Source organism: Pseudooceanicola sediminis (assembly GCF_003575965.1).
Taxonomy (GTDB): Bacteria; Pseudomonadota; Alphaproteobacteria; order Rhodobacterales; family Rhodobacteraceae; genus Pseudooceanicola; species Pseudooceanicola sediminis.
On record NZ_QWJJ01000006.1, the window covers coordinates 97,009 to 119,891 of the forward strand.

General features: G+C 64.3%; 19 protein-coding genes. 2 read left to right on the forward strand and 17 right to left on the reverse strand.

All coding sequences use genetic code 11. The features are described 5' to 3' along the window. Positions 1–31: 31 nt before the first annotated feature. The 12 genes from recN to ftsW all read right to left on the reverse strand — a co-directional run bounded on the left by recN (position 32) and on the right by ftsW (position 14,495). The gene (recN, locus tag DL237_RS08250) at positions 32–1,684 is read right to left on the reverse strand and encodes a DNA repair protein RecN (RefSeq protein WP_119398579.1); all 1,653 of its coding nucleotides are present in this window, start codon (positions 1,682–1,684) and stop codon (positions 32–34) included. A gap of 78 nt (positions 1,685–1,762) precedes the next feature. Next, entirely contained in the window at positions 1,763–2,614 is an 852-nt protein-coding gene (locus tag DL237_RS08255; protein WP_119398580.1) for an outer membrane protein assembly factor BamD, read from the reverse strand. Positions 2,615–2,763: 149 nt separating this feature from the next. Further along, on the reverse strand, positions 2,764–3,684 hold the full coding sequence (gene lpxC, locus DL237_RS08260; RefSeq protein WP_119398581.1) for a UDP-3-O-acyl-N-acetylglucosamine deacetylase: 921 nt from the start codon (positions 3,682–3,684) through the stop codon (positions 2,764–2,766). A 246-nt stretch (positions 3,685–3,930) separates the two neighbouring features. After that, the gene (ftsZ, locus tag DL237_RS08265) at positions 3,931–5,721 is read right to left on the reverse strand and encodes a cell division protein FtsZ (RefSeq protein ID WP_119398582.1); all 1,791 of its coding nucleotides are present in this window, start codon (positions 5,719–5,721) and stop codon (positions 3,931–3,933) included. 173 nt (positions 5,722–5,894) lie between these two features. Further along, entirely contained in the window at positions 5,895–7,202 is a 1,308-nt protein-coding gene (gene ftsA / locus DL237_RS08270) for a cell division protein FtsA (protein ID WP_119398720.1), read from the reverse strand. Between the two features lie 30 nt (positions 7,203–7,232). Further along, the gene (locus DL237_RS08275) at positions 7,233–8,138 is read right to left on the reverse strand and encodes a cell division protein FtsQ/DivIB (RefSeq protein ID WP_119398583.1); all 906 of its coding nucleotides are present in this window, start codon (positions 8,136–8,138) and stop codon (positions 7,233–7,235) included. After that, positions 8,126–9,046 (reverse strand): D-alanine--D-alanine ligase, encoded by a 921-nt coding sequence (locus DL237_RS08280; RefSeq protein ID WP_119398721.1) that lies wholly within the window; start codon positions 9,044–9,046, stop codon positions 8,126–8,128. Before DL237_RS08280 ends, DL237_RS08275 begins: the two co-directional genes overlap by 13 nt. Before the next feature lie 154 nt (positions 9,047–9,200). Further along, on the reverse strand, positions 9,201–10,133 hold the full coding sequence (gene murB / locus DL237_RS08285) for a UDP-N-acetylmuramate dehydrogenase (RefSeq protein ID WP_119398584.1): 933 nt from the start codon (positions 10,131–10,133) through the stop codon (positions 9,201–9,203). Positions 10,134–10,206: 73 nt separating this feature from the next. Then, positions 10,207–10,455 carry a DUF2484 family protein gene (locus tag DL237_RS08290; RefSeq protein WP_321185971.1) on the reverse strand — a complete coding sequence of 83 codons (249 nt, stop codon included), beginning with the start codon at positions 10,453–10,455 and terminating at the stop codon, positions 10,207–10,209. Between the two features lie 324 nt (positions 10,456–10,779). Continuing rightward, positions 10,780–12,183: a UDP-N-acetylmuramate--L-alanine ligase gene (gene murC, locus DL237_RS08295; protein ID WP_119398585.1), complete on the reverse strand. Its 1,404-nt coding sequence runs from the start codon at positions 12,181–12,183 to the stop codon at positions 10,780–10,782. Between the two features lies 1 nt (position 12,184). Beyond that, positions 12,185–13,309 (reverse strand): undecaprenyldiphospho-muramoylpentapeptide beta-N-acetylglucosaminyltransferase, encoded by a 1,125-nt coding sequence (gene murG, locus DL237_RS08300; protein WP_119398586.1) that lies wholly within the window; start codon positions 13,307–13,309, stop codon positions 12,185–12,187. Between the two features lie 19 nt (positions 13,310–13,328). Continuing rightward, positions 13,329–14,495, reverse strand: coding sequence for a putative lipid II flippase FtsW (gene ftsW / locus DL237_RS08305; RefSeq protein WP_119398587.1), 1,167 nt, complete (start codon positions 14,493–14,495; stop codon positions 13,329–13,331). Positions 14,496–14,887: 392 nt separating this feature from the next. On the opposite strand from ftsW, the gene DL237_RS08310 reads away from it, so the two are divergent. After that, complete coding sequence (locus DL237_RS08310; RefSeq protein WP_119398588.1) at positions 14,888–15,382, forward strand: SRPBCC domain-containing protein; 495 nt, start codon at positions 14,888–14,890, stop codon at positions 15,380–15,382. Between the two features lie 5 nt (positions 15,383–15,387). Here the strand turns inward: DL237_RS08310 and DL237_RS08315 are convergent, their stop codons facing one another. Beyond that, positions 15,388–15,684, reverse strand: coding sequence for a GNAT family N-acetyltransferase (locus DL237_RS08315; protein WP_119398589.1), 297 nt, complete (start codon positions 15,682–15,684; stop codon positions 15,388–15,390). A 103-nt stretch (positions 15,685–15,787) separates the two neighbouring features. Here DL237_RS08315 and DL237_RS08320 point away from each other — a divergent pair, with 103 nt between their 5' ends. After that, positions 15,788–16,969 (forward strand): BaiN/RdsA family NAD(P)/FAD-dependent oxidoreductase, encoded by a 1,182-nt coding sequence (locus DL237_RS08320; protein WP_119398590.1) that lies wholly within the window; start codon positions 15,788–15,790, stop codon positions 16,967–16,969. A 9-nt stretch (positions 16,970–16,978) separates the two neighbouring features. On the opposite strand, the gene murD is transcribed toward DL237_RS08320, so the two are convergent. The 4 genes from murD to DL237_RS08340 form a co-directional block, all read right to left on the reverse strand. Then, a complete protein-coding gene (gene murD, locus DL237_RS08325; RefSeq protein WP_119398591.1) occupies positions 16,979–18,391 on the reverse strand; it encodes a UDP-N-acetylmuramoyl-L-alanine--D-glutamate ligase in 1,413 nt (470 codons plus the stop codon). A 413-nt stretch (positions 18,392–18,804) separates the two neighbouring features. Next, the gene (gene mraY, locus DL237_RS08330; RefSeq protein WP_119398592.1) at positions 18,805–19,887 is read right to left on the reverse strand and encodes a phospho-N-acetylmuramoyl-pentapeptide-transferase; all 1,083 of its coding nucleotides are present in this window, start codon (positions 19,885–19,887) and stop codon (positions 18,805–18,807) included. Positions 19,888–19,913: 26 nt separating this feature from the next. Continuing rightward, entirely contained in the window at positions 19,914–21,353 is a 1,440-nt protein-coding gene (locus DL237_RS08335; protein WP_119398593.1) for a UDP-N-acetylmuramoyl-tripeptide--D-alanyl-D-alanine ligase, read from the reverse strand. Beyond that, on the reverse strand, positions 21,350–22,876 hold the full coding sequence (locus DL237_RS08340) for a UDP-N-acetylmuramoyl-L-alanyl-D-glutamate--2,6-diaminopimelate ligase (protein WP_233544908.1): 1,527 nt from the start codon (positions 22,874–22,876) through the stop codon (positions 21,350–21,352). The genes DL237_RS08335 and DL237_RS08340 overlap by 4 nt, the downstream gene beginning before the upstream one ends. Positions 22,877–22,883: the final 7 nt, after the last annotated feature.

Consider the following 22,883-nt stretch of genomic DNA (forward strand, 5'->3'; position numbering starts at 1 on the left):
GTGATGATGCCGCCTTGTCGCGTCGTGTGGTTCACACCGCGTCGATCAGGCGACGCGCGGCTGCACGTGCCTCTTCGGTAATGGCATCACCGGAAATCATGCGGGCCAATTCGTCAACGCGATCTTCGGGTGACAGGGCCGTCACGGTCGACAACGTCATGTCATTGTCGACGCGCTTGGCAACCTGCCAGTGATGCGCCCCGCGGGCGGCAACCTGCGGAGAGTGCGTGACCACCAGCACCTGCCCACCTTCGGCCAGCGCCGCAAGGCGACGCCCGACAGCATCCGCCGTCGCCCCACCGACACCGCGATCGATCTCATCGAAGATCATCGTCACACCATCGGACTCCCCTGACAGGCAAACCTTGAGGGCAAGGAGAAAGCGGCTGAGTTCACCCCCAGAGGCAATCTTGGCAAGGGGGCCGGCCGGTGCGCCGGGGTTGGTGGCGACGGTAAAGGACACTTCGTCCCGGCCATCCGCCCCGGGTTCAGAGGGGCTGACGCGGGTTTCGAAACGTGCGCGATCCATCTTGAGTGGCGCCAGCTCGGCCTCGACAGCAACATCCAGTCGACGCGCCGCCGAACGGCGCGCATCGCTGAGCGCATCTGCGGCGGCATCATAGACCGCAGCGCGCTCCTTCGCCTCGCGCTCCAGCTCGGAGATGCGGTCGGCTCCGCTGTCGATCGCATTCAGGCGTGCCCGCAGGTCGTCGGCCAGTGTCGGCAGCTCTGACGCCGCAATATCATGTTTGCGGGCCAGCGCGCGCAGTGCAAAAAGACGCTCCTCGGTCGTCTCAAGGTCGAAGGGGTCGAACTCCAGCGCCTCAAGGCACCGCAGGACACCATCAGACGCCTCGTCCAGTTCTGCGAGCGCACGCGACAGGGCGGCAATCGGCTCATCCAGCCGGCCCTCGGTGCCCTCGGCTGCGCCTTCCAGCCAGCGCAGCGCGTCGCCCATTGCCCCCTCGGCGCCGTCCCCACCCAACACGGAATGCGCACGGGCGATATCGGCGCGGACACGTTCAGCGGCCTGCATCAGGCGTCGCTTGGTATCAAGCTCCGCCTCTTCTCCCGCCTCGGGGGCGAGCTTGTCGATCTCGGCCACGGCGTGACGCAGGAAATCTTCTTCGGCGGCGGCCTGTTCCAACGCAGCGCGGGCTGCATCGAGCTGCCGGGCGGCGGTCACGCTGGCGCGCCATGCCTCCCGCACGCTTTGGCGCTGGTCGGCCAATGCGCCGAACTGATCTAGGATCGCACGGTGCCCCGAAGGGTTCAGCAGACCGCGGTCATCGTGCTGCCCATGCAGTTCGACCAGGGTTTCCGAGAGTTTACGCAAAACCTCGCCCGAGGCGCGCCGATCGTTGATCCATGCGGTCTTGCGGCCCTCGGCCGTGTTGATGCGGCGAAGGATCAACTCAGCCCCCGAAGGCAACCCGGCCTCGGCCAAAACCGCATGGGCGGGATGGTCATCGTCCAGATCAAACCAGGCCGTCACCTCGCCCTGGGCTGCGCCGGTGCGCACCAGATCCGCGCGCCCCCGCCATCCAAGAACAAAGCCGAGGGAATCGAGCAGGATGGATTTCCCTGCCCCTGTTTCGCCCGTCAACACATTGAGACCCGGCTGAAAATCCAATTCCAGCCGGTCGATAATCAGTAGGTCACGAATATCGAGACCACGCAGCATCGCGGGATCACTCCTGAGATCGGCCGGGCATCCCGGCGCCGTGTGGCGGGCGCAGACCGGCTGCACCCGCATCGAGGATCACAGCCATTTGCCCTTCAGCGTCTGGCGATAGATGCTCGACAACCAGTTGTCGCCCGTGGCCTTCATCTCAAGGCCCCGGCCCGTCAACAGCTTGTAGCTGTCTTCGTACCATTGAGACGACCGGAAGTTATGACCAAGGATCGCGCCCGCGGTCTGCGCCTCGTCGGTCAGGCCCAGCGAAAGATAGGCCTCAACCAGGCGATGCAGCGCCTCCGGTGTGTGCGACGTGGTCTGGAATTCCTCGACCACGACCCGGAAGCGATTGATCGCCGCCGAGAAATGATCGCGACGCAGATAGTAGCGCCCCACTTCCATCTCCTTGGCTGCAAGGTGATCGAAGGCGAGGTCGAATTTCAGGATGGCCGAGCGTGCATATTCACTGTCGGGATAGCGTTCGATCACCTGGCGCAATGCCTGAAGGGCCTGGAACGTCAGGCCCTGATCGCGGCCAATCTCGTCAATCTGGTCATAGTAGGACAAGGCCAAAAGATACTGCGCATAGGCGGCATCCTCGTCCGTCGGGTAGAAGTCGAGAAAGCGCTGCGACGCCGCGCGGCTTTCTTCGTAGTTCTTGCCGCTGTGCTGTGCAAAGGCGTTCATGATCAACGCCCGCTTTGCCCATTCCGAATAGGGATAGAGCCGCTCGATCTCGGCAAAATACTTTGCCGCGTCCTCGTAGCGACGCCGATCCATCTCGAATTCACCGCGCTCGAAGATCTGCTCCGCTGTGAAGCTTTCCATCGAGGTGCTGCTGTTGTCGATCCCCGGCTCTTGCACGCCACATCCGGCGAGCATTGCGGCCATCAGAACCGCACCCGCCAGCCTCAATCTGAAACCGCCGCCTGTCATGCGTGCTCTCACCCCTTAGCGTCATCATTCCGCCGGGCCTTGAACGGCCCGCGCGCCTGTCGGTCCTAGCACAGATATTTCCGGGGCAAAACGCCTTAACGACGACACCGGCGGGAATGCGTCGGCAAGGTCCTGTCGGGTCGGGTCCGTCAGGCGACGGCCGGGATTTCCTCGCGGCTGACACCTGCGCCGGGCAACCGCGCTGCCAGCGCCTTGTTGCATGTCACAACGCGAAAATTCGCCGTGTCGGAAAACACGGCCCGCAGCAAGGTATTTGTCAGGCTGTGACCTGCGCGCAGACCTTCGTACCGACCCAGAATCGGTGCGCCGGCCAGCGCCAGGTCACCCAGGGCATCCAGCATCTTGTGGCGCACGGGTTCGTCGGCGTGGCGAAGACCGCCAGGCGTGACGATGCGATCGCCATCCACGACGACTGCGTTATCCAGCGTGCCGCCCAGGGCAAGGCCCTTTTCGTGCATCAAATCGACGTCGGCTTGACGGCAGAACGTGCGACTGTCGCAGAGTTCGCGCACGAATGAGCCGTTTTCCATGACCAGCGCCTTGGATTGGTGACCGATGGCAGCATCCGAAAAGTCGATTTCGAAGGCGATTTCCATCACCGCATTCGGCTGCAGACGTGCAACCGCCTCTCCGTTCGAGACTTCGACGGGGCGCAGGATTTCAATCGCGCGGCTGGGGGCCGATTGTGCCGCGATACCGCGGGCCAGGATACCCCGTACGAAAGGCGCAGCGGAGCCATCGAGAATTGGAACCTCGGGGCCGTCGATATCGATAATGGCGTTGGAGATGCCACAGCCGGCAAGGGCTGCCATGACGTGTTCGACGGTCGAAACCGACGCCCCAGCCGCATTGACAAGACGCGTGCACAGCGGCGTACGGTCGACAGCATCCCAAATGGCAGGGATCATGGCGTCGCCAAGCGCGATATCGGTGCGCCGGAACCAGATCCCGTGATCGGCAGCAGCAGGGCGAACGGTCAGGCTGACGGACCGGCCGGAGTGCAGTCCGGTCCCTTTGAAGCTGACGGGTGCTTTGAGCGTATTCTGCACGGTTCTACCCCAGATAAACGTTTGATCGCTGACGATCCTGAATGCCCTTTAGGTAAAAGCTGGGGAGGTCGCACTCAACTCACTCTTTGCAACGGATTGAAACATCGACCGAAACGCTGGGCGGTAACCCGCAAAGCCCTGAAAGATACTGAAACAAAGCCTTGATTTAAGGCAAAAAGACCGCCCAAGGGCGGCCTTTTACCTGATTTCGAAACGCGGCGTCACATCACGCGACGCCGGTTTTGATCAATTGGCCTGGCGACGCAGGAAGGCCGGGATCTCGATCCGGTCCTGTTCCGGCTCGCTTGACTGAACCGCGCGTTTGGGCGCTGCAGCGGGTTTTGCGGCCGTCTGCGGGGCAGATTTCGGGGCCATTCGCGGCGCGGTCGGCTCGGAACTGCGCATGGCAGGTTGCTGGCGCGGTTGCGGCGCGGGGGCGCGGTTGTCCTCGGCGGCCTCGGAAGAGCCGGTCATCCGGTTGATCAGCGAGTTGATGCCAAAGCGCGATTTCTCATGCTCGGCCCGCCGCGGCGCGGCAGCGGGCTCAGCCTGCTGCGCGACCTGGGGTGCCGGACGCGGTGCCCGGCCGACAGCGGCCTGAAGCCGTGCAAGTGCCTCCGGCGACGGTTGACCGGGACGGCGCGGCTGCGGTGCAACAAAGGTATCGGGCGCACCGGCATCCTGATAATTCTGCGCGCCGGTATCCGCAGGGCGGGGTTTGTAGGCCGGCGGGGGCAGATCATCCGAGGCGCGGGCGGCAGGGGCCTGCTGACGCGGCGCCGTTTCATATGCCGGGCGATGCTGGACAGGAACAGGGCGGGCCGCAGGTTTGGGCGCGGCGGGTTCGGCAAATGCCGCGTCCATCGAGCTGCCTGCCTGATCGTCTTCGAAATCGTCGAACAGTGTCGGCGCGTTCGCTTCTTCTTCGTCGACTTCGGCGTAGGTCGGCTGGCTACGGGGTGTGGCGGCAACGCTCGCGGGGGCGGCGATGACATCTTCCTCGACACGCGCGGCGGGTTTCAAAGGCTCGGACAGCTTGCGGCGCGGCACGGGGATTTCCAGATGCTCGGTCGCGTCGATGCCGGTGGCGACGACGGAGACACGCATGCGGCCTTCCATGTTCTCGTCCAGGGTCGAACCGACGATGATGTTCGCATCCGGGTCGACTTCTTCGCGGATACGGTTTGCGGCTTCGTCCAGTTCGAACAGCGTCAGATCGTGGCCACCGGTGATGTTGATCAGCACGCCACGGGCACCGCGCAGGGAAATCTCGTCCAGCAGCGGGTTCGCGATGGCTTTTTCGGCGGCCTGGATGGCGCGGGTTTCGCCGTCGGCTTCGCCAGTCCCCATCATCGCCTTGCCCATCTCGTCCATCACGGCGCGAACGTCGGCAAAGTCGAGGTTGATCAGGCCGGGGCGCACCATCAGGTCGGTGACGCCTTTGACGCCTTGGTACAACACGTCGTCAGCCAGAGAGAACGCTTGGGTAAAGGTGGTCTTTTCGTTGGCGAGGCGGAACAGGTTCTGGTTCGGGATGATGATCAGCGTATCGACCATCTTCTGAAGGGCTTCGACGCCTTCTTCAGCCTGGCGCATCCGCTTGTTGCCCTCGAACTGGAAGGGCTTTGTCACGACACCGACCGTCAGCACGCCGAGTTCGCGCGCCGCCTGGGCGATGATCGGGGCCGCGCCGGTGCCGGTGCCGCCGCCCATGCCCGCCGTGATGAAGCACATGTGTGCGCCCGCGAGGTGGTCGACGATCTGTTCGATGCTTTCTTCGGCAGCGGCGGCCCCGACGGAGGGTTTGGCCCCCGCACCGAGACCCTCGGTAACTTTGACCCCCAGCTGAACGCGGCTCTGTGCCTGACTTTGCTGAAGCGCCTGTGCATCCGTGTTCGCCACGACGAAATCGACGCCCTCGAGCTCTTTTTCGATCATGTTGTTCACGGCGTTACCGCCTGCGCCACCGACGCCGAACACGGTAATACGGGGCTTCAACTCTTCTCCCTGACCGGGAACGCTGAGGTTCAATGTCATCGATTTGTCCGCCTGGTTGAGTCCCGGTTTTCCGGGGTGTTTTTCTGCCTATCAAGGCTAAGTTTACCGGTTTTGGCCCCGCGCGTCACCCCATAATCCGTGAAAAACCACCAAATATGGGCTAATCGGTCGAGAGGGTCGCGGTATTTCGCCTACGCCACATCATATTGCGTTTACCAGTTGTCCTTGAACCATCGCACGGCCCGTTTCAGCGACCGGGCGGGATAGCGATCAAGCGGCAGATCGAAGTCCCACCATTCGTCTTGCGGGTGCGCGGCGAACAGGCACATGCCCACGGCAGAGGCAAAGCCCGGTCCGGTGGCGGCTTGCGGCAGTCCATGCACGCGCAGCGGCCGACCAAGACGCACCTGCTGGCCGAGGATACGACTGGCGAGGCCGTCCAGCCCCGGGATCTGGCTGGCACCGCCGGTCAGCACGATTTGCTGGTTTGGCAGATGGTCAAACCCGGCGGCATCCAGGCAATACCGGACCTCTTCAAGGATTTCCTCGACACGCGGGCGCATGATCGCGATCAGTTCGGCGCGCGTGACTGTTCTGCGGTCATGTTCGTAATCCCCGGTCTCTCCGCCGATCTCGATCCGCTCGCGGTCATCCATCCCGGTGGCGACGACACCGCCGTAAAAGGTTTTCAGCCGCTCGGCATTGGCCATCGGAATCTGTAGCGCCATCGAAATATCGCTGGTGACGTGATCCCCGCCCATCCGCACCGTATCGGCGTAGATCATGTGCTTTTTCATGAAGATCGACAGCGACGTCGCACCGCCCCCCATGTCGATGCAGGCGGCGCCCAGCTCCTGCTCGTCTTCGACAAGGCAGGAAATGCCGGTGACATAGGCCGAAGACGCGATGCCTGCCAGCTCCAGATCGCAGCGCTTGACGCAATGGGCCAGGTTCTGCACGGCCGCGGCATCGACGGTCAGCATATGCAGATCGGTCGCCAGCGTGTTGCCAATCTGGCCACGCGGGTCAGACAGCCCGGAGCGGTTGTCGAGTGCAAAGTTCACCGGCTGGGCGTGCAGCACCTCTCGCCCCTCGCCATAGTCGGGCGTATCACACGCCGCAAGCACGCGACTGACGTCCTGATCCGACACCAGCTGACCCTCGACATCCACACGCCCGGTAAGGCCGTAGCTGCGCGGACCGGCGCCTGCAAAACAGGCGATCACGTGATCGACGCGCACCTTGGCCATCTTTTGTGCCGCCTGGAGCGCGGTACGAATGGCACGTTCGGTCTCCGGCATCGATTCAACTTCGCCAAAGCGGACCCCGCGCGAACGCGTGGTCGCGGCACCGATCACACGAAACCCGGCCTGTCCAGCCAGGGACCCGACACCATCGCCGGGCATTGCCTTGCGCCCTGCCCCGTCGAAACGCAGCACCAGGCAGGCAATCTTGCTGCTGCCCACGTCAAGCACCGCAACGACGCCGCGCTGCATTGCTGCCTTGCGCATGTTGCGCATCGCGCGCTGGAATTCGTACAGCTCCATGCCTTACCTTCCTGTATCCGCAACCAAGTCCCTGATCTTTCGCCAGTCTTCCGCAGCCCCGTCGGACAGCCGCACGGTCGGACGCGACGCCAGCCGCATATCCACCACCGTCACATCCCGATCGAGCAATTCCTGAACCTGGTGCAATGCAAGCACCCGTTCCAACGCTGGAACGGGGCGCTCTTCGGGCAGCATGATGCGCTGCCCCCGGTCCAGCACCAGATCCCAGCGGCGCGCCCCGATACGTTCCAACCCGCGCACGCGATCGCGCACGGGGTCGGCAACGGCCAGCAGCGCCAGCGCCTCGGGCACCGCCGCCTGCGCCCCGACCCCTGCCAACAACGGCAGGTCAGATCGATCGAGGCGGCTTCCGAGCGTTCCGGTGACCGCCCCGGCCGGGTCGACCAGCTCGATGCCATCGGGACCATGCCACAATGCCACCGGAATTCGTTCGGTCACGCCGACAAACAGCACACCCCCCTTGCGCACCTGCAGCGCAGCCTCGGCGACCGCCGGAAGCGTTTCGATGGACGCCTTCAGTGCCGGCAGGTCCAGATCGAAGGAAGAGCGTGGCAGACCGAGATGAGCGACATCCCGGATTTCGCGCGATGTCTCGGGCGAGACATCCGAAATCTCCATCGCGTTTACCATGAATTGCGGGCGGTTCTGAAAGTCGTGCTTCCAGCCCTCGACCTTGGCCACGATCGTGTCGCGACGCGCCTGGTCCCCGGCATAGATCGTCGCCGCGCCGGCGCAGATCGCCAGCGGCAATATCACCCGGATGGCAAGGCGAAACGTCGGCGTCAGCATCAGGCGCTGCATCCGCCAGGACCAGCGTGACGGAGCGGGATCGTGCCGCGTCGCATCGCGGCGGCGCGACTTGGCCCGGGTCGCTCTTACCGCTCGCATGATGCGTCCTCCACCAACCAGCGGCAGAATGCGCCAAAGGAATATCCACAGGCCAGGGCGTGCTCGGGCGAGAGCGACGTCGGCGTCATGCCCGGTTGGGTGTTTGTTTCAAGCAGGATCAGGCCAGAAATGCCCTTGTCCGAATCCCAGCGGAAATCCGTGCGCGACAGGCCCCGACACCCGAGGGCGCGATGCGCACGAAGGGCAAAATCAAGGCACGCCGCCTCTATCTCGGGCGGGATTTCGGCGGGGCAGACATGAGTGGACCCGCCGGGCGTATACTTGGCCGCGTAGTCGTACCAGCCATTCGTCATGATTTCGGTCACGCAAAGTGCCCGATCGCCCAGCACGGAAACTGTCAGCTCACGGCCCGGCACGAATTGTTCGACCATCAGCGTGTCGGGCATGTCGTCAGCGATAGTTGGCGGCGCATTTGCGCCCTCGGGGACGATGTAGACACCCACCGACGACCCCTCGTTGTAGGGTTTCACCACGTACGGCGGTGCCATGAGGTGAGATGCCTGGATATCGGATTTTGTTGCCAGAAGGCTGGTCGCCACCGGAAGACCAGCCGCGACATAGGCCGCCTTGGTCTTTTCCTTGTCCATCGCAAGCGCCGAGGCCAACACCCCGGAATGCGTATAGGGAAGGCGCAACCACTCCAGCAGGCCCTGAACGCAGCCGTCTTCGCCCCAGCGGCCATGCAAGGCGTTAAAGACCACATCCGGAGCGATTTCGCCAAGACGCGTGGCGAGGTCCGGACCAGCGTCCAGCTCGACCACTTCAAAGCCCTCTTCCCGTAAAGCGGCGGCGCATTCCTGCCCTGACGACAGCGACACCTCGCGCTCAGCCGAGGGTCCGCCCTTCAGTACCACCACTTTCGGGGTTGCCCTGCTCGACAAACCCACGTTGCGCCTCAATGTCCCGGACCTTTGCGGCCCTTGTTCGCCTTCGGATATATAAAATCCGCTTAAAATTGGCGCCTTTGCGGCACCTTATGACTGCGTGCGGGCCTGTTGCGGCCCCCAATTTTCTGATCTTTTGCGAGGGTTTAACCAGCCACTAACGGGGCGCGGGATTACCTATTCGCATGATTTCCCACTCTAGCTGTATTCCCTGCGATTGAAAAACCTTTTTTCGGACTTCTTCACCCAGAGCCTCCAGATCCGTGGCCGTTGCGCCACCCGCGTTGATCAGGAAGTTCGAATGCTTTTCGCTCATCTGCGCTCCGCCAAGGCGCGCCCCGCGCATTCCCGCGGCATCGATCACCGCCCACGCCTTCAGGTCATGCACATCGTCTGCCCGCCCGGTAGAAGAGAAACCGGCCGGGTTGCGAAACGTCGATCCGGCGGTACGTTCCTTGGTCGGCTGCGTTTCGTCGCGCCGCGCCAGTTGATGCTGCATCCTTTCAGCCAGCTGATCGGGATCCCCCGGCGCCCCCTCCAGCTGCGCCGAAACCAGCACCCAGCCGTCCGGCAACGATGTCTGGCGATAACGGAAATCAAGGTCATCCTTGCCAAGGCGAACCACCTGCCCCTCGCGACTGACGGCAACAGCGGAGACAAAGACATCCGCCGTGTAGGTTCCGTAGCATCCGGCGTTCATGCGCAACGCGCCGCCAATCGAACCGGGGATCGTGCGAAGAAACGTGAGATCGACACCACCCTCTGCCGCCTTGCGGGCGACATGGGCATCCAACGCCGCAGCGCCCGCCGTCACCCTTGTTCCCGAGACTTCGATCCCGTTGAAGCCACGCCCCAGCCGGACCACGACCCCCGGCAACCCGCCGTCCCGCACGATGAGATTCGATCCAACGCCCATGGGAAACACCGGAATGTCCGGATCAAGATTGCTCAGAAAATGCGCAAGATCGTCAACATCGGCCGGCTGAAACAGCCAGGCAGCCGGCCCACCGACACGCAACCATGTCAGATCCGACAGCGGACGATCTGCGGTCAGGCGACCCTTGATTTGGATTTCGTCGGGGCGTGGCATGGTCTCTCCTGTGCGGTGAGGCTCTCTACCAACGCAGGCACGGCCCGACAAGGACACAGCGCGGGGCGCGCCCTCAGTCGATGCGACTGCGCAACCAGCGACCGAAGTTGACGACCGGCCAGCGCAGCGCCGCCATGCCAGCCACAAGCACGATCAGTCCGGCCCATGGGCCATGCTGCATCGTAACATATCCAAGGATCGGGATACCTATGGCAATCAGGATATACGCCGGCGTCCAGTCATCCTGCTGACGTGGCAATATCGCGGCAAGATTTGCTGCAAGACCCCAGATCAGGACGAGGGAGATGGATTCACTGATCATTCCCGCGCCTCCGCACGTTGGAATGCAGACGCAAGAGGCTGACAGACGCCATACGAAAGCTGTGCACAGGCATATACGCGCAAGTGTTCTGTCATGTGTGCTCCGTGCTTTTTCGTGATCTGTTGCCGTTTTGCAAAGGTAGTGCCAACCCCCTGCGATAACAAGGAAGTTTTTAAAATTTGCCGAAAAATATATCAATTCAAAGGCGCGAATGTGAATCTGAAATCAACCCCCAATTGCACACGTAAGGGCCTGCCGGCAGGGTTCTCCGCCGTCAGGCCCCCATCAGGGGTGATTCACGCATATCGCAAGGGTTGCGCCAGATCAGACCGTTTCGGACAGCCGCTCCGGCAGGCGATTGGCCCAGGCAGAGATAGTCCCGGCGCCGAGGCAGACCACCATGTCGCCAGGCTGGGCCTGCTCGCGCACAAGACGAACCAGATCGTCCTCGGATGTGATCGCGCGGGCGTGACGGTGGCCGTGCCGGATCAGGCCGGCGACCAGATCGTCGCGGCTGGCCCCGGGAATGGGTTGTTCGCCCGCTGAATAGACCTCAGCTATGGCAACGACATCTGCTTCGTTGAAACAGGCGCAAAAATCGTCGAACAGAGAATGCAAACGGGAATAGCGGTGCGGCTGATGCACGGCGATGACGCGGCCTTCGCTTGCCTGGCGCGCCGCCTTGAGCACGGCCGAAATCTCAACCGGATGGTGGCCGTAATCGTCGATGATGGCGACACCGTTGACGACGCCGACCCGGGTAAAGCGGCGATTGACGCCAGCAAAACCTGCCAGCGCGCTGCGGATCTCTTCTGCCTTCATCCCCAGGTGCCGCGCCACCGCGACCGCCGACAACGCGTTCGAGACGTTGTGATCGCCAGGCATCGGCAAGGTGCATCCCTCGATCTTCTGCCCCTCGGCCTGTAACAGGATATCGAAATGCGCGACTCCCGCCTTGTAGGTCAGGTTCACCGCGCGAATATCGGCCTGGGCATTGAACCCGTAGGTGACAACGCGGCGATCCGTGATCTTGCCCACCAGGTTCTGCACCTCGGAATGATCGGTGCAGCAAACCGCGATTCCATAGAATGGGATGTTGGACACGAAATCGAGGAACCCCCTGCGCAACGCGTCGAAATCACCCCAGTGGTCCATATGCTCCGGGTCAATGTTGGTGACGATGGCGATGGTGGCAGGCAGCCGGTTGAAGGTGCCGTCGCTTTCATCCGCCTCAACCACCATCCATTCCCCAAGGCCGACGCGCGCGTTCGACCCATAGGCATGAATGATGCCGCCGTTGATCACCGTCGGATCGAGGTGACCGGCATCCAACAGTGTCGCAACCATTGTGGTGGTCGTCGTCTTGCCATGCGTACCGGCGACGGCAACATTGGATTTCAGCCGCATCAGTTCTGCCAGCATCTCGGCACGGCGCACGACGGGAAGGCCGCGCAGACGCGCTTCGTCGAGTTCGGGATTGCCGGGCTTGATGGCAGACGAGATCACCACGACCTGCGCATTTTCCAGGTTTTCTGCGCTCTGCCCCTCGAACACCAGGGCCCCAAGACTTTCAAGCCGCTCGGTGATCTTTGATCGTTTCAGATCACTGCCCTGCACCGTGTATCCATGGTTCAGCAGCACTTCGGCGATGCCGGACATGCCGATCCCGCCGATTCCGACGAAATGAATGGGGCCTACGTCACCGGGCAGCTTGGTTGCGGCGTTCACATCAATGTCCTTTGTCTTGGCGGCCTGCGCGGGTGCTCCGCGTCAGGGTTTCGACCATGTCGGCCAGCGTTTCCGCGGCTTCGGGTTTGCCCACGGTCAGGGCGGCGCGCGCCATCGCCTCGGCGCCTTCGGGATGGTCCAGCACCAGCGAGATCTGCGTCGCCACGGCCTCGGGTGTCATTTTGGATTCGGGGATCATGATCGCGGCTCCGGCTTCGACGAGCCCGCGTGCATTCGCGGTCTGATGGTCGGCGGCGGCGGCGGCAAACGGCACCAGAATGGCGGGGCGCCCGATCACCGAAAGATCGGCGATCGAGGACGCGCCAGAACGCGTGATCACCAGCTGCGCCTCGGACATGCGCCGGGGGACATCATGAAAGAACGGCTCGACATCCGCATCGATGCCGTTTTCAGCATAGAACGTGGCGACGCGATCAATATCTTCGGGGCGGGCCTGATGACTGACGCGGATGTTTTGCAGGCGATCCAGCGGCAGGGCCGCCATTGCGGCGGGCACCACGTCGGACAGGATACGCGCCCCTTGCGAGCCCCCCATCACAAGCACCGACATCGGGTAGTCACCGGGCGAGATATAAGCCGCGCCGGCGCGTTCACGCACCGCGCTGCGCACCGGGTTACCGGTGTGCACGCCGTCGACGCCCGCGGGCAGGGTTGTTGGCCAGGTGCCACAGGCCACGCGATTGACGCGCGGGGCAAAGACCTGGTTCACCCGACCGAGCACGCCGTTTTGTTCATGGATCATGCGCGGTTTCTTCAGCACCCAGGCCGCGGCCATCGCCGGAATCGCCGGATAGCCGCCGAACCCAACCACCACCGAGGGGCGATCGCGCATCATCCGAAAGATTGCGCCAAAAACACCGGCCGTGATCCGCAGAGGCACCATGACCTTGGATGCCAGCCCGCCGCGCGCGAACGTGGCCGAGGAAATCTGCTCGACCTCGACTTCCTTGGGAAAGCCACCGGCATAGCGGGCGCCACGCGCATCCGTTGACAGCTTTACCCGCCAGCCACGGGCCAGCATCGCCTCGGCAAGGGCCTGGGCGGGAAACATGTGTCCGCCGGTTCCCCCGGCTGCGATGATCAGGAGAGGAGCATCAAAGTTCATTGACCAGTTCCGCCCGAGGTTAGCGGCCGCGACCGGAGAGCAGGTCTCCGATCTCGCCCTGCGGACGGCTGCGCGTGAAGGCCAACAACATGCCGACGGCAATGCCACCTGCAATCAGAGACGATCCACCATAGGAAACGAACGGCAGGGTCATGCCCTTGGCCGGCAGCAGGCGAACGGCGACCCCCATGTTGATCATCGCCTGCACGCCAAAGATCGCGGCAAGGCCGGTCCCAGCGAGGCGGATGAACGGATCGCGTTCGCGCATCAGACGCGTAAAGCTGCGCAGCACCACGGTGGAATAGAGTGCGATGATGATCAGCACCAGAACCAGTCCGTATTCTTCGGCGGCGACCGCAATGATGAAATCCGTATGGGCGTCCGGCAGGCTCATCTTGACCTGACCTTCCCCAATACCGACACCGAAAAAGCCCCCTTCGCGGATGGCATTCGCGGCGTAGCCCAGTTGCGTCGTAGGGTCGACATCCTGGCTGAGAAAACCATCGATGCGGCGCGCAAAGTGTTGCGAGTTCTGGTAGGCCAGCGTGCCGCCCAGCACCACCAGCCCGGCGATGCCCGACAGCAGCACCAGCGGTGCGCCAGCGACGAAATACATCACGCCCCAGCCAAACAGGATCAGGCTGGCCTGACCAAAGTCGGGTTGCAGCACCAGCATGGTCACGATGGTGCCCATCAGCACGAAGGACAGCATTCGCCCCGGCGGTCCGTTGACCTCCTGCGCGGCGGCCATCATCCAGGCGGCGACAACGATGAACACCGGCTTGAGGAATTCCGACGGCTGCACCGACGCAAACCCCAGCGAGTACCAGCGGACGGCCCCCTTGCCGAAATCGGTGCCCAGCACCGGCAGCATCGCCAGCGAGATGAAGGTCCCGATAAAGCCGATCACAGCCAGGCGGCGCACCATGTGGGGCGTCATCATCGAGCTGGCCAGCATCGCGGCCATGGCCAGGATCCCGAAAAATGCCTGTCGCTGAACATAATAGAAGGGCGGGAGGTTGTTGCGTTCCGCCAGCGGGGGTGACGCGGCAAAGCCCAGCAACAGCCCAACCCCGAACAACCCGAGGATACAGCTGAGCGTCAGCTTGTCGATCGTGCGCCACCACTTGGGAATTACCGGCTCGCCATCCCTCACAGGGATGGCGCCATACACCATCTCAGTCATTGTTTTCCGCCTGATGCCTCATCTTGCCCCTTTGCGGGGAGCCCCTTTTCGGGGTCTGGGATCAAGTGTAGCCCGTTTTACCCCTCAGGGCCAGTCTGAATGCCGCCAATGAGGCGGATAAGTCGGCCCTCGCAGGCCTTGGCGGCGGGCACTGGCACGTATGGGGCTGGGCTATGCCGGTCTCTGCCCCGGACCGGCACATCGGCGGCGGTGCGGTGCGCCCTCCACGCAGGCTGGATGGGGCCGGCCTTCCCGCGCGGGGCCGCATCCGGGCGCTTTGCCCTTGATCCCGCCGGCATTTCCGACAGGATCGTAAAAGGCACCACACCACGCGGATCGCCTGAATTTTCACTGACCCATTGCCGCCTGCGACCTGTTTCAAGGATAGTCCCATGCCCATTGCCCCCATCGACCAGCCGGTCGGCACCGCCACGATCACCACCTTCGGGTCGGACCGCATCCGCATCTATCGTCGCTTTGCCACCGATCGCCCCACCCTGTTTGCCGCCTGTTTCGATGCAGAGATGGTGCGACAATGGCGCAGCGCCCCAACCCGAACCGTCACGGAATGCGACATCGCGCTGCGCCCCGGTGGCCAGGCGCGGATGACCTGGGATATCGGCGAGGGCCGAACCATGGGGATCACCGCCACCTTTCAGGATGTCGAACCCCCTGCCCGCACGGTGCGACAAGAGGTGCAGGATGGTGCCCCCGCCGATGCCGCAGTCCTGTGCACGGTGCTGATGATTCCGGATCGGGACGGCACCCTGATGACCAGCGAATATTGGTACAAGTCCAATGCCTTGCGCGACGCTGCGCTGACCTCGCAGATGCGAGAGCAGACCGAAGCGGAGTTTGCACGTCTCGACGCCATGCTCGGGGCCTGATCGGCTCAGCCGTTCAGCACATCCGACCATTCGGGGTGGCGGCGGAACTGCGCCGCCGCAAAGGGGCACAGAGGCAGGATCTTGTGACCGCGCAGACGGGCATCCGATACCGCCCGGGTCACCAGGGCAACGCCGACACCTTGACCGCGAAAGGCATCGGGCACCTCGGTATGGTCGATGATGATCAGATTCGCCCCCGCCCGCGAATAGGTCATCTCGGCCACGGCGCCGTCCGCGCGGTAGCTGTAGCTGCCCTTCGTCTCGGTGACCTCTTCGGTGATCTGGTCTGCAATATCTGTCATTGCCCATGGCTCCTGTTGCGGGCGGAGCGTGACAACCCGCCTGTCGGCGGTCAAGCGCATTCGCACCCTTGCACAGCGTCGTGCCTTCGCTCAAAGCAGGGTCATGGACTATGATGTCGTCATCCTTGGGGCCGGGGCCGCCGGTCTGATGTGCGCCGCCCAGTGTGGCGGGCGCGTTCTGCTGGTGGACCATGCGAAGAAACCCGGCGAGAAGATCCGCATAAGTGGTGGCGGGCGCTGCAATTTTACCAACACAGATACCACTGCGGCGAATTACCTGTCGGCCAATCCGCATTTCGCCAAATCGGCGCTGGCGCGGTACACGCCCTGGGACTTCGTCTCGCTGGTCTCCGAACATGGTATCGCCTGGCATGAAAAGACGCTGGGCCAATTGTTCTGCGACGGGTCCGCGCAACAGATCGTCGACATGCTGACAGGCTTGGTTGCCAGGGCCGGGGCGGACCTGCGCCTGCAAACCAGCGCCTCGGGTGTCGAGCGGGTCGCGGGGGGCTTTGCGCTGAGCCTGACGCGGGGCGATCGCACACAGCGGATCAGCACCCGCGCGCTGGTGCTGGCAACGGGGGGCAAGTCGATTCCCAAGATGGGTGCCAGCGGGTTTGCCTATGAAATCGCACGACAATTCGACCTGCCCATGGTCGAAACGCGCCCCGCGCTGGTGCCGCTGACCTTTCCGCCCGAACGCTTTGCCGGGCTGCCCGGCACGGCGCTGCCAACGCGGGTCACGGCGGACACGACCGGCTTTGACGAGGCGATGCTGTTCACCCACCGGGGGCTGTCGGGACCGGCGATCCTGCAAGCCTCGAGCTATTGGCACGAAGGCGAGGCGATTTCCGTCAACCTGACCCCCGGCACCGATGCCTTCGCAGCGTTGCGCCGCCTGCGCGGCGAGGTCGGGCGGCGTAGCCTGCACCGGGCGCTTGACACGCTGATTCCCGCAAAGCTGTCGGACCATCTGGCGGGGGAATGGCAGCTGGCCGGCAACCTGGGCGACCAGTCGGACAAGGCGCTGGCGGAGCTTGCCGCGCGGCTGGGCAACTGGACCCTGACGCCTGCGGGCAGCGAAGGCTATCGCACCGCCGAAGTGACGCTGGGTGGCATATCGACCGATGCGCTTTCGTCAAAGGACATGCAGGTCAAGGACGTCCCGGGCCTGTATGCCATCGGTGAATGCGTCGATGTCACCGGGTGGCTGGGGGGCTACAACTTTCAGTGGGCCTGGGCGAGCGCGATGGCCGCAGCCCGTGCGCTGAGCGCGGGTCGCTGAGGGCCGCTATCAGCGCCCGTCAACACCCGTCAAGTCTTTGACAATATTTACGAAATCATCGCCGCGGTGTTCAAAGCTGTTGTATTGATCAAAGCTTGCGGCGGCGGGGGCCAGCAGGATGGTATCGCCTTCCTGTGCTTCGTCCCGGGCGCGGCTGACGGCGCGTGTCATGTCGGTGCAGATTTCGACGTCCAACCCCTTGAGTTGCATCGCGAAATGCGCCGCCTCGCGTCCGATCACGTAGGCTTTCACAACCGAGCCTGTCGCGTCGAGCAGGGCATCCAGCCCGCCTTCCTTTTCCAGCCCGCCACAAATCCAGCGGATATTCGGGAATGCCCGCAGGGCCTGTCTTGCACTATCCACGTTTGTGGCTTTGCTATCGTTGACGTAGCGTACGCCCCCTACCTCGGCGATGGTCTGGCTGCGGTGCGGCAGACCTGCGAAACTGTGAAACGCCGCTTCGATCTGGCGGGGTGCATAGCCGAGGGTGCGGGCCACGGCGTAGGCGGCACAGGCGTTCTGATGGTTGTGCGCGCCGGGCAGGCCGGGAATGGCGCGCAGGTCGATGGTGCCGATCTGGCGACCCTTGCGATATTCGGACAGGAACCCCTTGCGGGCAAAGACGGACCAGCCGGGGCCGCCCAGCTTGCGCGCGCAAGACACTGAAATCACGCGATCATCTGCCGGGCTTTGGGCAAGCTGGTTGGCCAGCATCTGCCCCTCGACCTCGTCCACGCCGATGATGCAACGGTCGGGACCGCCTTCGGCGAACAGCCTGCGCTTGGCCGCGAAATACCCCCCCAAACCGCCGTGGCGATCCAGATGATCGGGAGAAAGGTTCGTGAAAACAGCAACATCCGGGGTAAGCGAGCGCGCAAGCTCGGTCTGGTAGGATGACAGCTCCAGCACCACGATACCGCCGTCTTCGGGTGGGTCGATGTCCAGCACGCCGCGCCCGATATTCCCGGCAAGCTGCACGTCGCGGCCGAATTCACCCAGCATGTGCGCGATCAGGGCCGAGGTGGTGGATTTGCCGTTCGATCCGGTCACGGCAATGACGCGGGGCAGCTGGTCGAAACGATCCCAGTCCGGTTCCGCGAGGGAGCGGAAGAACAGACCGATATCGTTGTCGACGGGCACGCCCGCCCGCAGCGCGGCGGCGATCACAGGGTGGGGCCGCGGATAGAGATGGGGGATGCCGGGAGAGGTGACGAGGCAGGCAACATCCTGAAAGGCATCAGGTTTCGTGAGGTCGCGCAGAACAATGCCCTCGGCCTCGGCCAGCTGCGCAGCGGTGGGGCCATCGTCCCATGCGATGACAGTCGCCCCCCCGGCCCGCAGCGCGCGCACCGTCGCCAGACCCGAACGCCCAAGCCCCAGAACCGCAACTGTCTGACCTTGAAAACCCTGTACCGGAATCATGCGCATTCTCCTGTCGTGCCGGGCAACCTTGCCCCCCGGCGCGGGGAAGTTGCAAGGCGATGAAGCGGCGGGACGATGGCCGCTGGGGTGTCGGTGAGGGGTGTCGGTACGCCGAAACGGCGACTCGGCGCAAACCCCAGGTTAACAAGGCCGAAGTGCGAAATCGCAACGTCGGTATCTGAACGGTATCTATTCGGTTTCCGGGCGGTGCCGTCGGGCGGTGAAATGCGACTGTTAACGCACCGTGCGTTGCCGCAGGCCGCAAAGGGCGGGCAGAATGCCGCCCCGGCCCGGCCCGGATGGTGCGGGGCGGGGCGCGCGGTGGATACCCCCTGCCCGGCCCCGTTTGACGTGCTGAGCCGGGCACACGCGTGGCCGGCCCGCAGCAGCGTCAGCGTAGTTTCACAGCAGCGTCAGCGCAGTTTGAGTGTCGCGAGGCCGATGATCGCCAGGATCAGCGAGATGATCCAGAAGCGGATGACGATCTGCGGTTCCGCCCAGCCCTTTTTCTCGTAATGGTGGTGGATCGGGGCCATCAGGAAGACCCGTTTGCCGGTGCGCTTGAAGTAGGCGACCTGGATGATCACTGACAGCGCCTCGACCACGAAGAGACCACCAACGATGGCGAGGACGATTTCGTGTTTCGTCACCACGGCAATCGCGCCGAGCGCGCCGCCGAGGGCGAGGCTGCCGGTGTCGCCCATGAAGACGGCGGCGGGGGGCGCGTTGTACCACAGGAACCCGAGGCCGCCGCCGACCAGACCGGCGACGAAGATGATGATTTCGCCGGTGCCCGGAACGTAGTGCAGGCCGAGGTATTCGGTATAGTCGACCCGGCCCACCGTATAGGCGATGATGCCGAGCGCCGAGGAGGCAATCATCACCGGCATGATCGCAAGACCGTCCAGCCCGTCGGTCAGGTTGACCGCATTTGCGGCGCCGACGATGACGAACATGGCAAAGGGGATGAAGCCGTAGCCGAGGTTGATCAGCACGTCCTTGAAGATCGGCAGCGCCAGTTCGAATTGCAGATCGCTGGGGTGCAGCCAGGTGGCCCAGAGGCTGGCGATCAGGGCCACCCCGAAACCGATGGCCAGACGGACCTTGCCCGACACACCTGCGGTGGTCTGCTTGGCCACCTTGGCGTAATCGTCGGCAAAACCGATGGCGGCAAAGGACAGGGTGACGAACAGGACCAGCCAGACAAGCGGGCTGTCGAGGCGGGCCCAGAGCAGCGTCGAGGTGACAAGCGCCCCGACGATCAGCAACCCGCCCATGGTCGGCGTGCCCGCCTTGAGCAGGTGGGTCTGCGGGCCGTCTTCGCGGATCGGCTGGCCCTTGCCCTGGCTGCGGCGCAGCACGTTGATCAGCGGCGGGCCGAACAGAAAGCCGAAGATCAGCGCCGTCATGAAGGCCCCGCCGGCGCGGAACGTGATGTATCGGAAGAGGTTGAAGATGTCGCCGCCATCCGAGAGGGCCGTCAGCCAATACAACATCTCGTGGGTCCTTCCTTGGGTATCGCTTAATCGTCGGCGGGATGGCTGAGTTTTCGCAGGGCGTCAACGACAAGTGACACACGGGAGCCTTTCGAGCCCTTGATCAGCACGACATCGCCTGCGTCGACCAGGCGCAGCGGCTCTGCTGCCAGTTTGTCGACCTTTTTCACGAATCGACCGCGCTTGTGATCGGGCAACGCATCGTAGAGGCCCTGCATCCGCGGCCCGACGCAATGCACGAGGTCGATGTGTTCCATCGCGGGCAGATCGGCCAGCGCGCGGTGCATCGCCAGTTCGTTGGTGCCAAGCTCAAGCATCTCGCCCAGGATGGCGACGCGGCGGCCGTGGGCGTGGCGACCGAGGTTGTCGCGCGGGTGCGAGGCCGCCAGCACATCCAGCGCCGCCCCCATGGAGGCGGGGTTGGCATTGAAGGCGTCGTCGATCAGCTCGAAAGACAGGGCACGATCCAGCGGGTCGAGCACACGTTTCTGACGCAGGCCACGGCCGGCGGGCGGGGTCCAGCGGCCGATGTCGGCCAGCGACAGCGCCCTGTCGCAGCCAAGAACCTGCGCCACGGCCAGCACGGCAAGGCCGTTGAGCGCGAAGTGGTGCCCGGCGGCAGAGACCTTGTAGGTGATCGGCGTGCGCCAGGCGCGGGCGTGACAGACAAGGCAGTCTTCGGCCAGCGTGACCTTTTGCAGGCGATGGTGGCAGGGCGTGGTTTCCCCGAACGTCAGCACGCGCGCGCCATGATCGCGCGCCGCCTGGACCATCAGCGCAGTGGTCGAGAGGTCGCCGTTGATGATGGCGGTGCCGCCGGGTTCCAGCCCTTCGAAGATCGTGGCCTTTTCCCGGGCAATGCCCTCGATCGACTCGAAGGCTTCGAGGTGGGCCGGGGCGATGGTGGTGATCAGGGCGACATGCGGGCGCGCAAGGCGCGCAAGCGGCGCAATCTCTCCGGGGTGGTTCATGCCGATCTCGATCACCGCGCATTGGGTGTCGCGCGGCATCCGCGCCAGCGTCAGGGGCACGCCCCAGTGGTTGTTGTAGCTGGCCTCGGCCACGTGGGTGCGGCGCTGTGCGCCCAGCACGTCGCGCAACATTTCCTTGGTCGAGGTCTTGCCCGCCGATCCGGTGACGGCGACGACCCGACCCGTCATGCGGTTGCGGGCGGCGCGGCCCAGATCCTCCAGCGCCTGAAGCACGTCGGGGACGATCAGCAGCGGCGCATCCCGAGCGACCCCGTCGGGGACATGGGTGACGAGGGCGGCGGCGGCCCCGGCGTTGAGCGCCTGCGCCACGAAATCATGCCCGTCGCGGGCGGCCTTCAGCGCAACGAAGAGATCACCCTGCGCGATGGAGCGCGTGTCGATGGAGACGCCGGTGGCGCGCCAGTCGCCCTGCGCCTGACCGCCGGTCGCGGCTGCGGCCTCTGCCGCGTGCCAAAGAACCGTGCCGAGCGTCATGCGAGGCGCCCGTCGAGGGCGGCGACGGCAACCGAGGCCTGTTCGACATCGTCGAAGGGATAGGTTGTCTGGCCGATGATCTGGCCGCTTTCGTGCCCCTTGCCCGCAACCAGCAGGGCATCGCCCGGGCCAAGGGAATCGACGGCGCGCAGGATCGCCTCGGCGCGATCAGCGACCTCGACCGCGTCGGGACAGCCGAGCATGACGGCCTGGCGGATCGTCGCGGGATCTTCGGAGCGGGGATTGTCGTCGGTGACAAAGACGAGATCGGCATGTTCCGCCGCCGCCTGCCCCATCAGCGGCCGCTTGGTACGGTCGCGGTCGCCCCCGGCACCGATGACGGCCACGATCCGGCCCATGACGTGCGGGCGCAGCGCCTTGAGCGCGGTCGCGACCGCATCTGGGGTATGGGCATAGTCGACATAGACCGCCGCACCATTGGCACGGGTGGCCGCCAGCTGCATCCGGCCCCGCACACCGGCGAGCTGTGGCAGGACGCCGAACACCTGCTCGGGCGGTTCGCCCGTCAGGATCGCGAGCCCCGCCGCCACCAGCACGTTTTCGGCCTGGAATCCGCCGATCAGGTTGAGGTGGATCTGGTAGTCTTCGTCATTGAAGCTGACCCGCAGCGTCTGGCCCAGCGGTTCGAAGCGGCGCGCCATGATGCGCATTTCGGCGTCCGGGTGCATCCCCACGGTCAGCACGTCGATGCCGCGCATTTCCGCCGCCTCGGCCATGTCGGGGCCGCGCGCGCCGTCGATGTTGATCACGGCGTACCCGTCAGGCGGCAGGACACGCGTGAACAGGCCTGCCTTGGCGGCAAAGTATTCCTCGAACGAGGCGTGATAATCCAGGTGGTCCTGCGTCAGGTTGGTAAAGCCCGCGCCGCGCAGCATCACGCCGTCAAGGCGGCGCTGCGCCAGCCCGTGCGACGACGCCTCCATCGCGCAGCGGGTGACGCCGGCGGCGGCGGCATCGGCCAGGATGCGGTGCAGCGTGATCGGTTCAGGCGTGGTGTGGGCCAGCGGATGGGCATAATCGCCTTCGACGCCGGTGGTGCCGAGGTTGATCGCCTTTTGTCCCTGCGCCTGCCAGATCTGGCGCAGGAAGGTGGCGACCGAGGTCTTGCCGTTGGTGCCGGTCACCGCCGCGACGACCGCGGGCTGCGCGCCGAACCACAGGGCCGCGGCGCAGGCCAGCGCCTGACGCGGGTCTTCGGCGATCACCAGCGCGGCGTCGCTGTCGGCCAGGTCGCGGGCGGCAAGGGCCGCGCCTTCTGCATCTGTCAGGATGGCGGCGGCGCCCATGCGCAGCGCCGTTTCGATGAAGGCGGCACCGTGGATGCGCGTGCCCGGCAGGGCGGCGAACAGGAACCCCGGTTCAACATCGCGACTGTCGACCGCCAGCCCCGAGACCTGGACGGTCCGACCGGAGCGGCCATGCAGCCCGAGTTGCGCGAGAGACTTTGTCTGCCCGCCTGAAACGCCATTCCGATCCGCCATTCCCGCGCCTTTCCGGGCCATGCTGCCC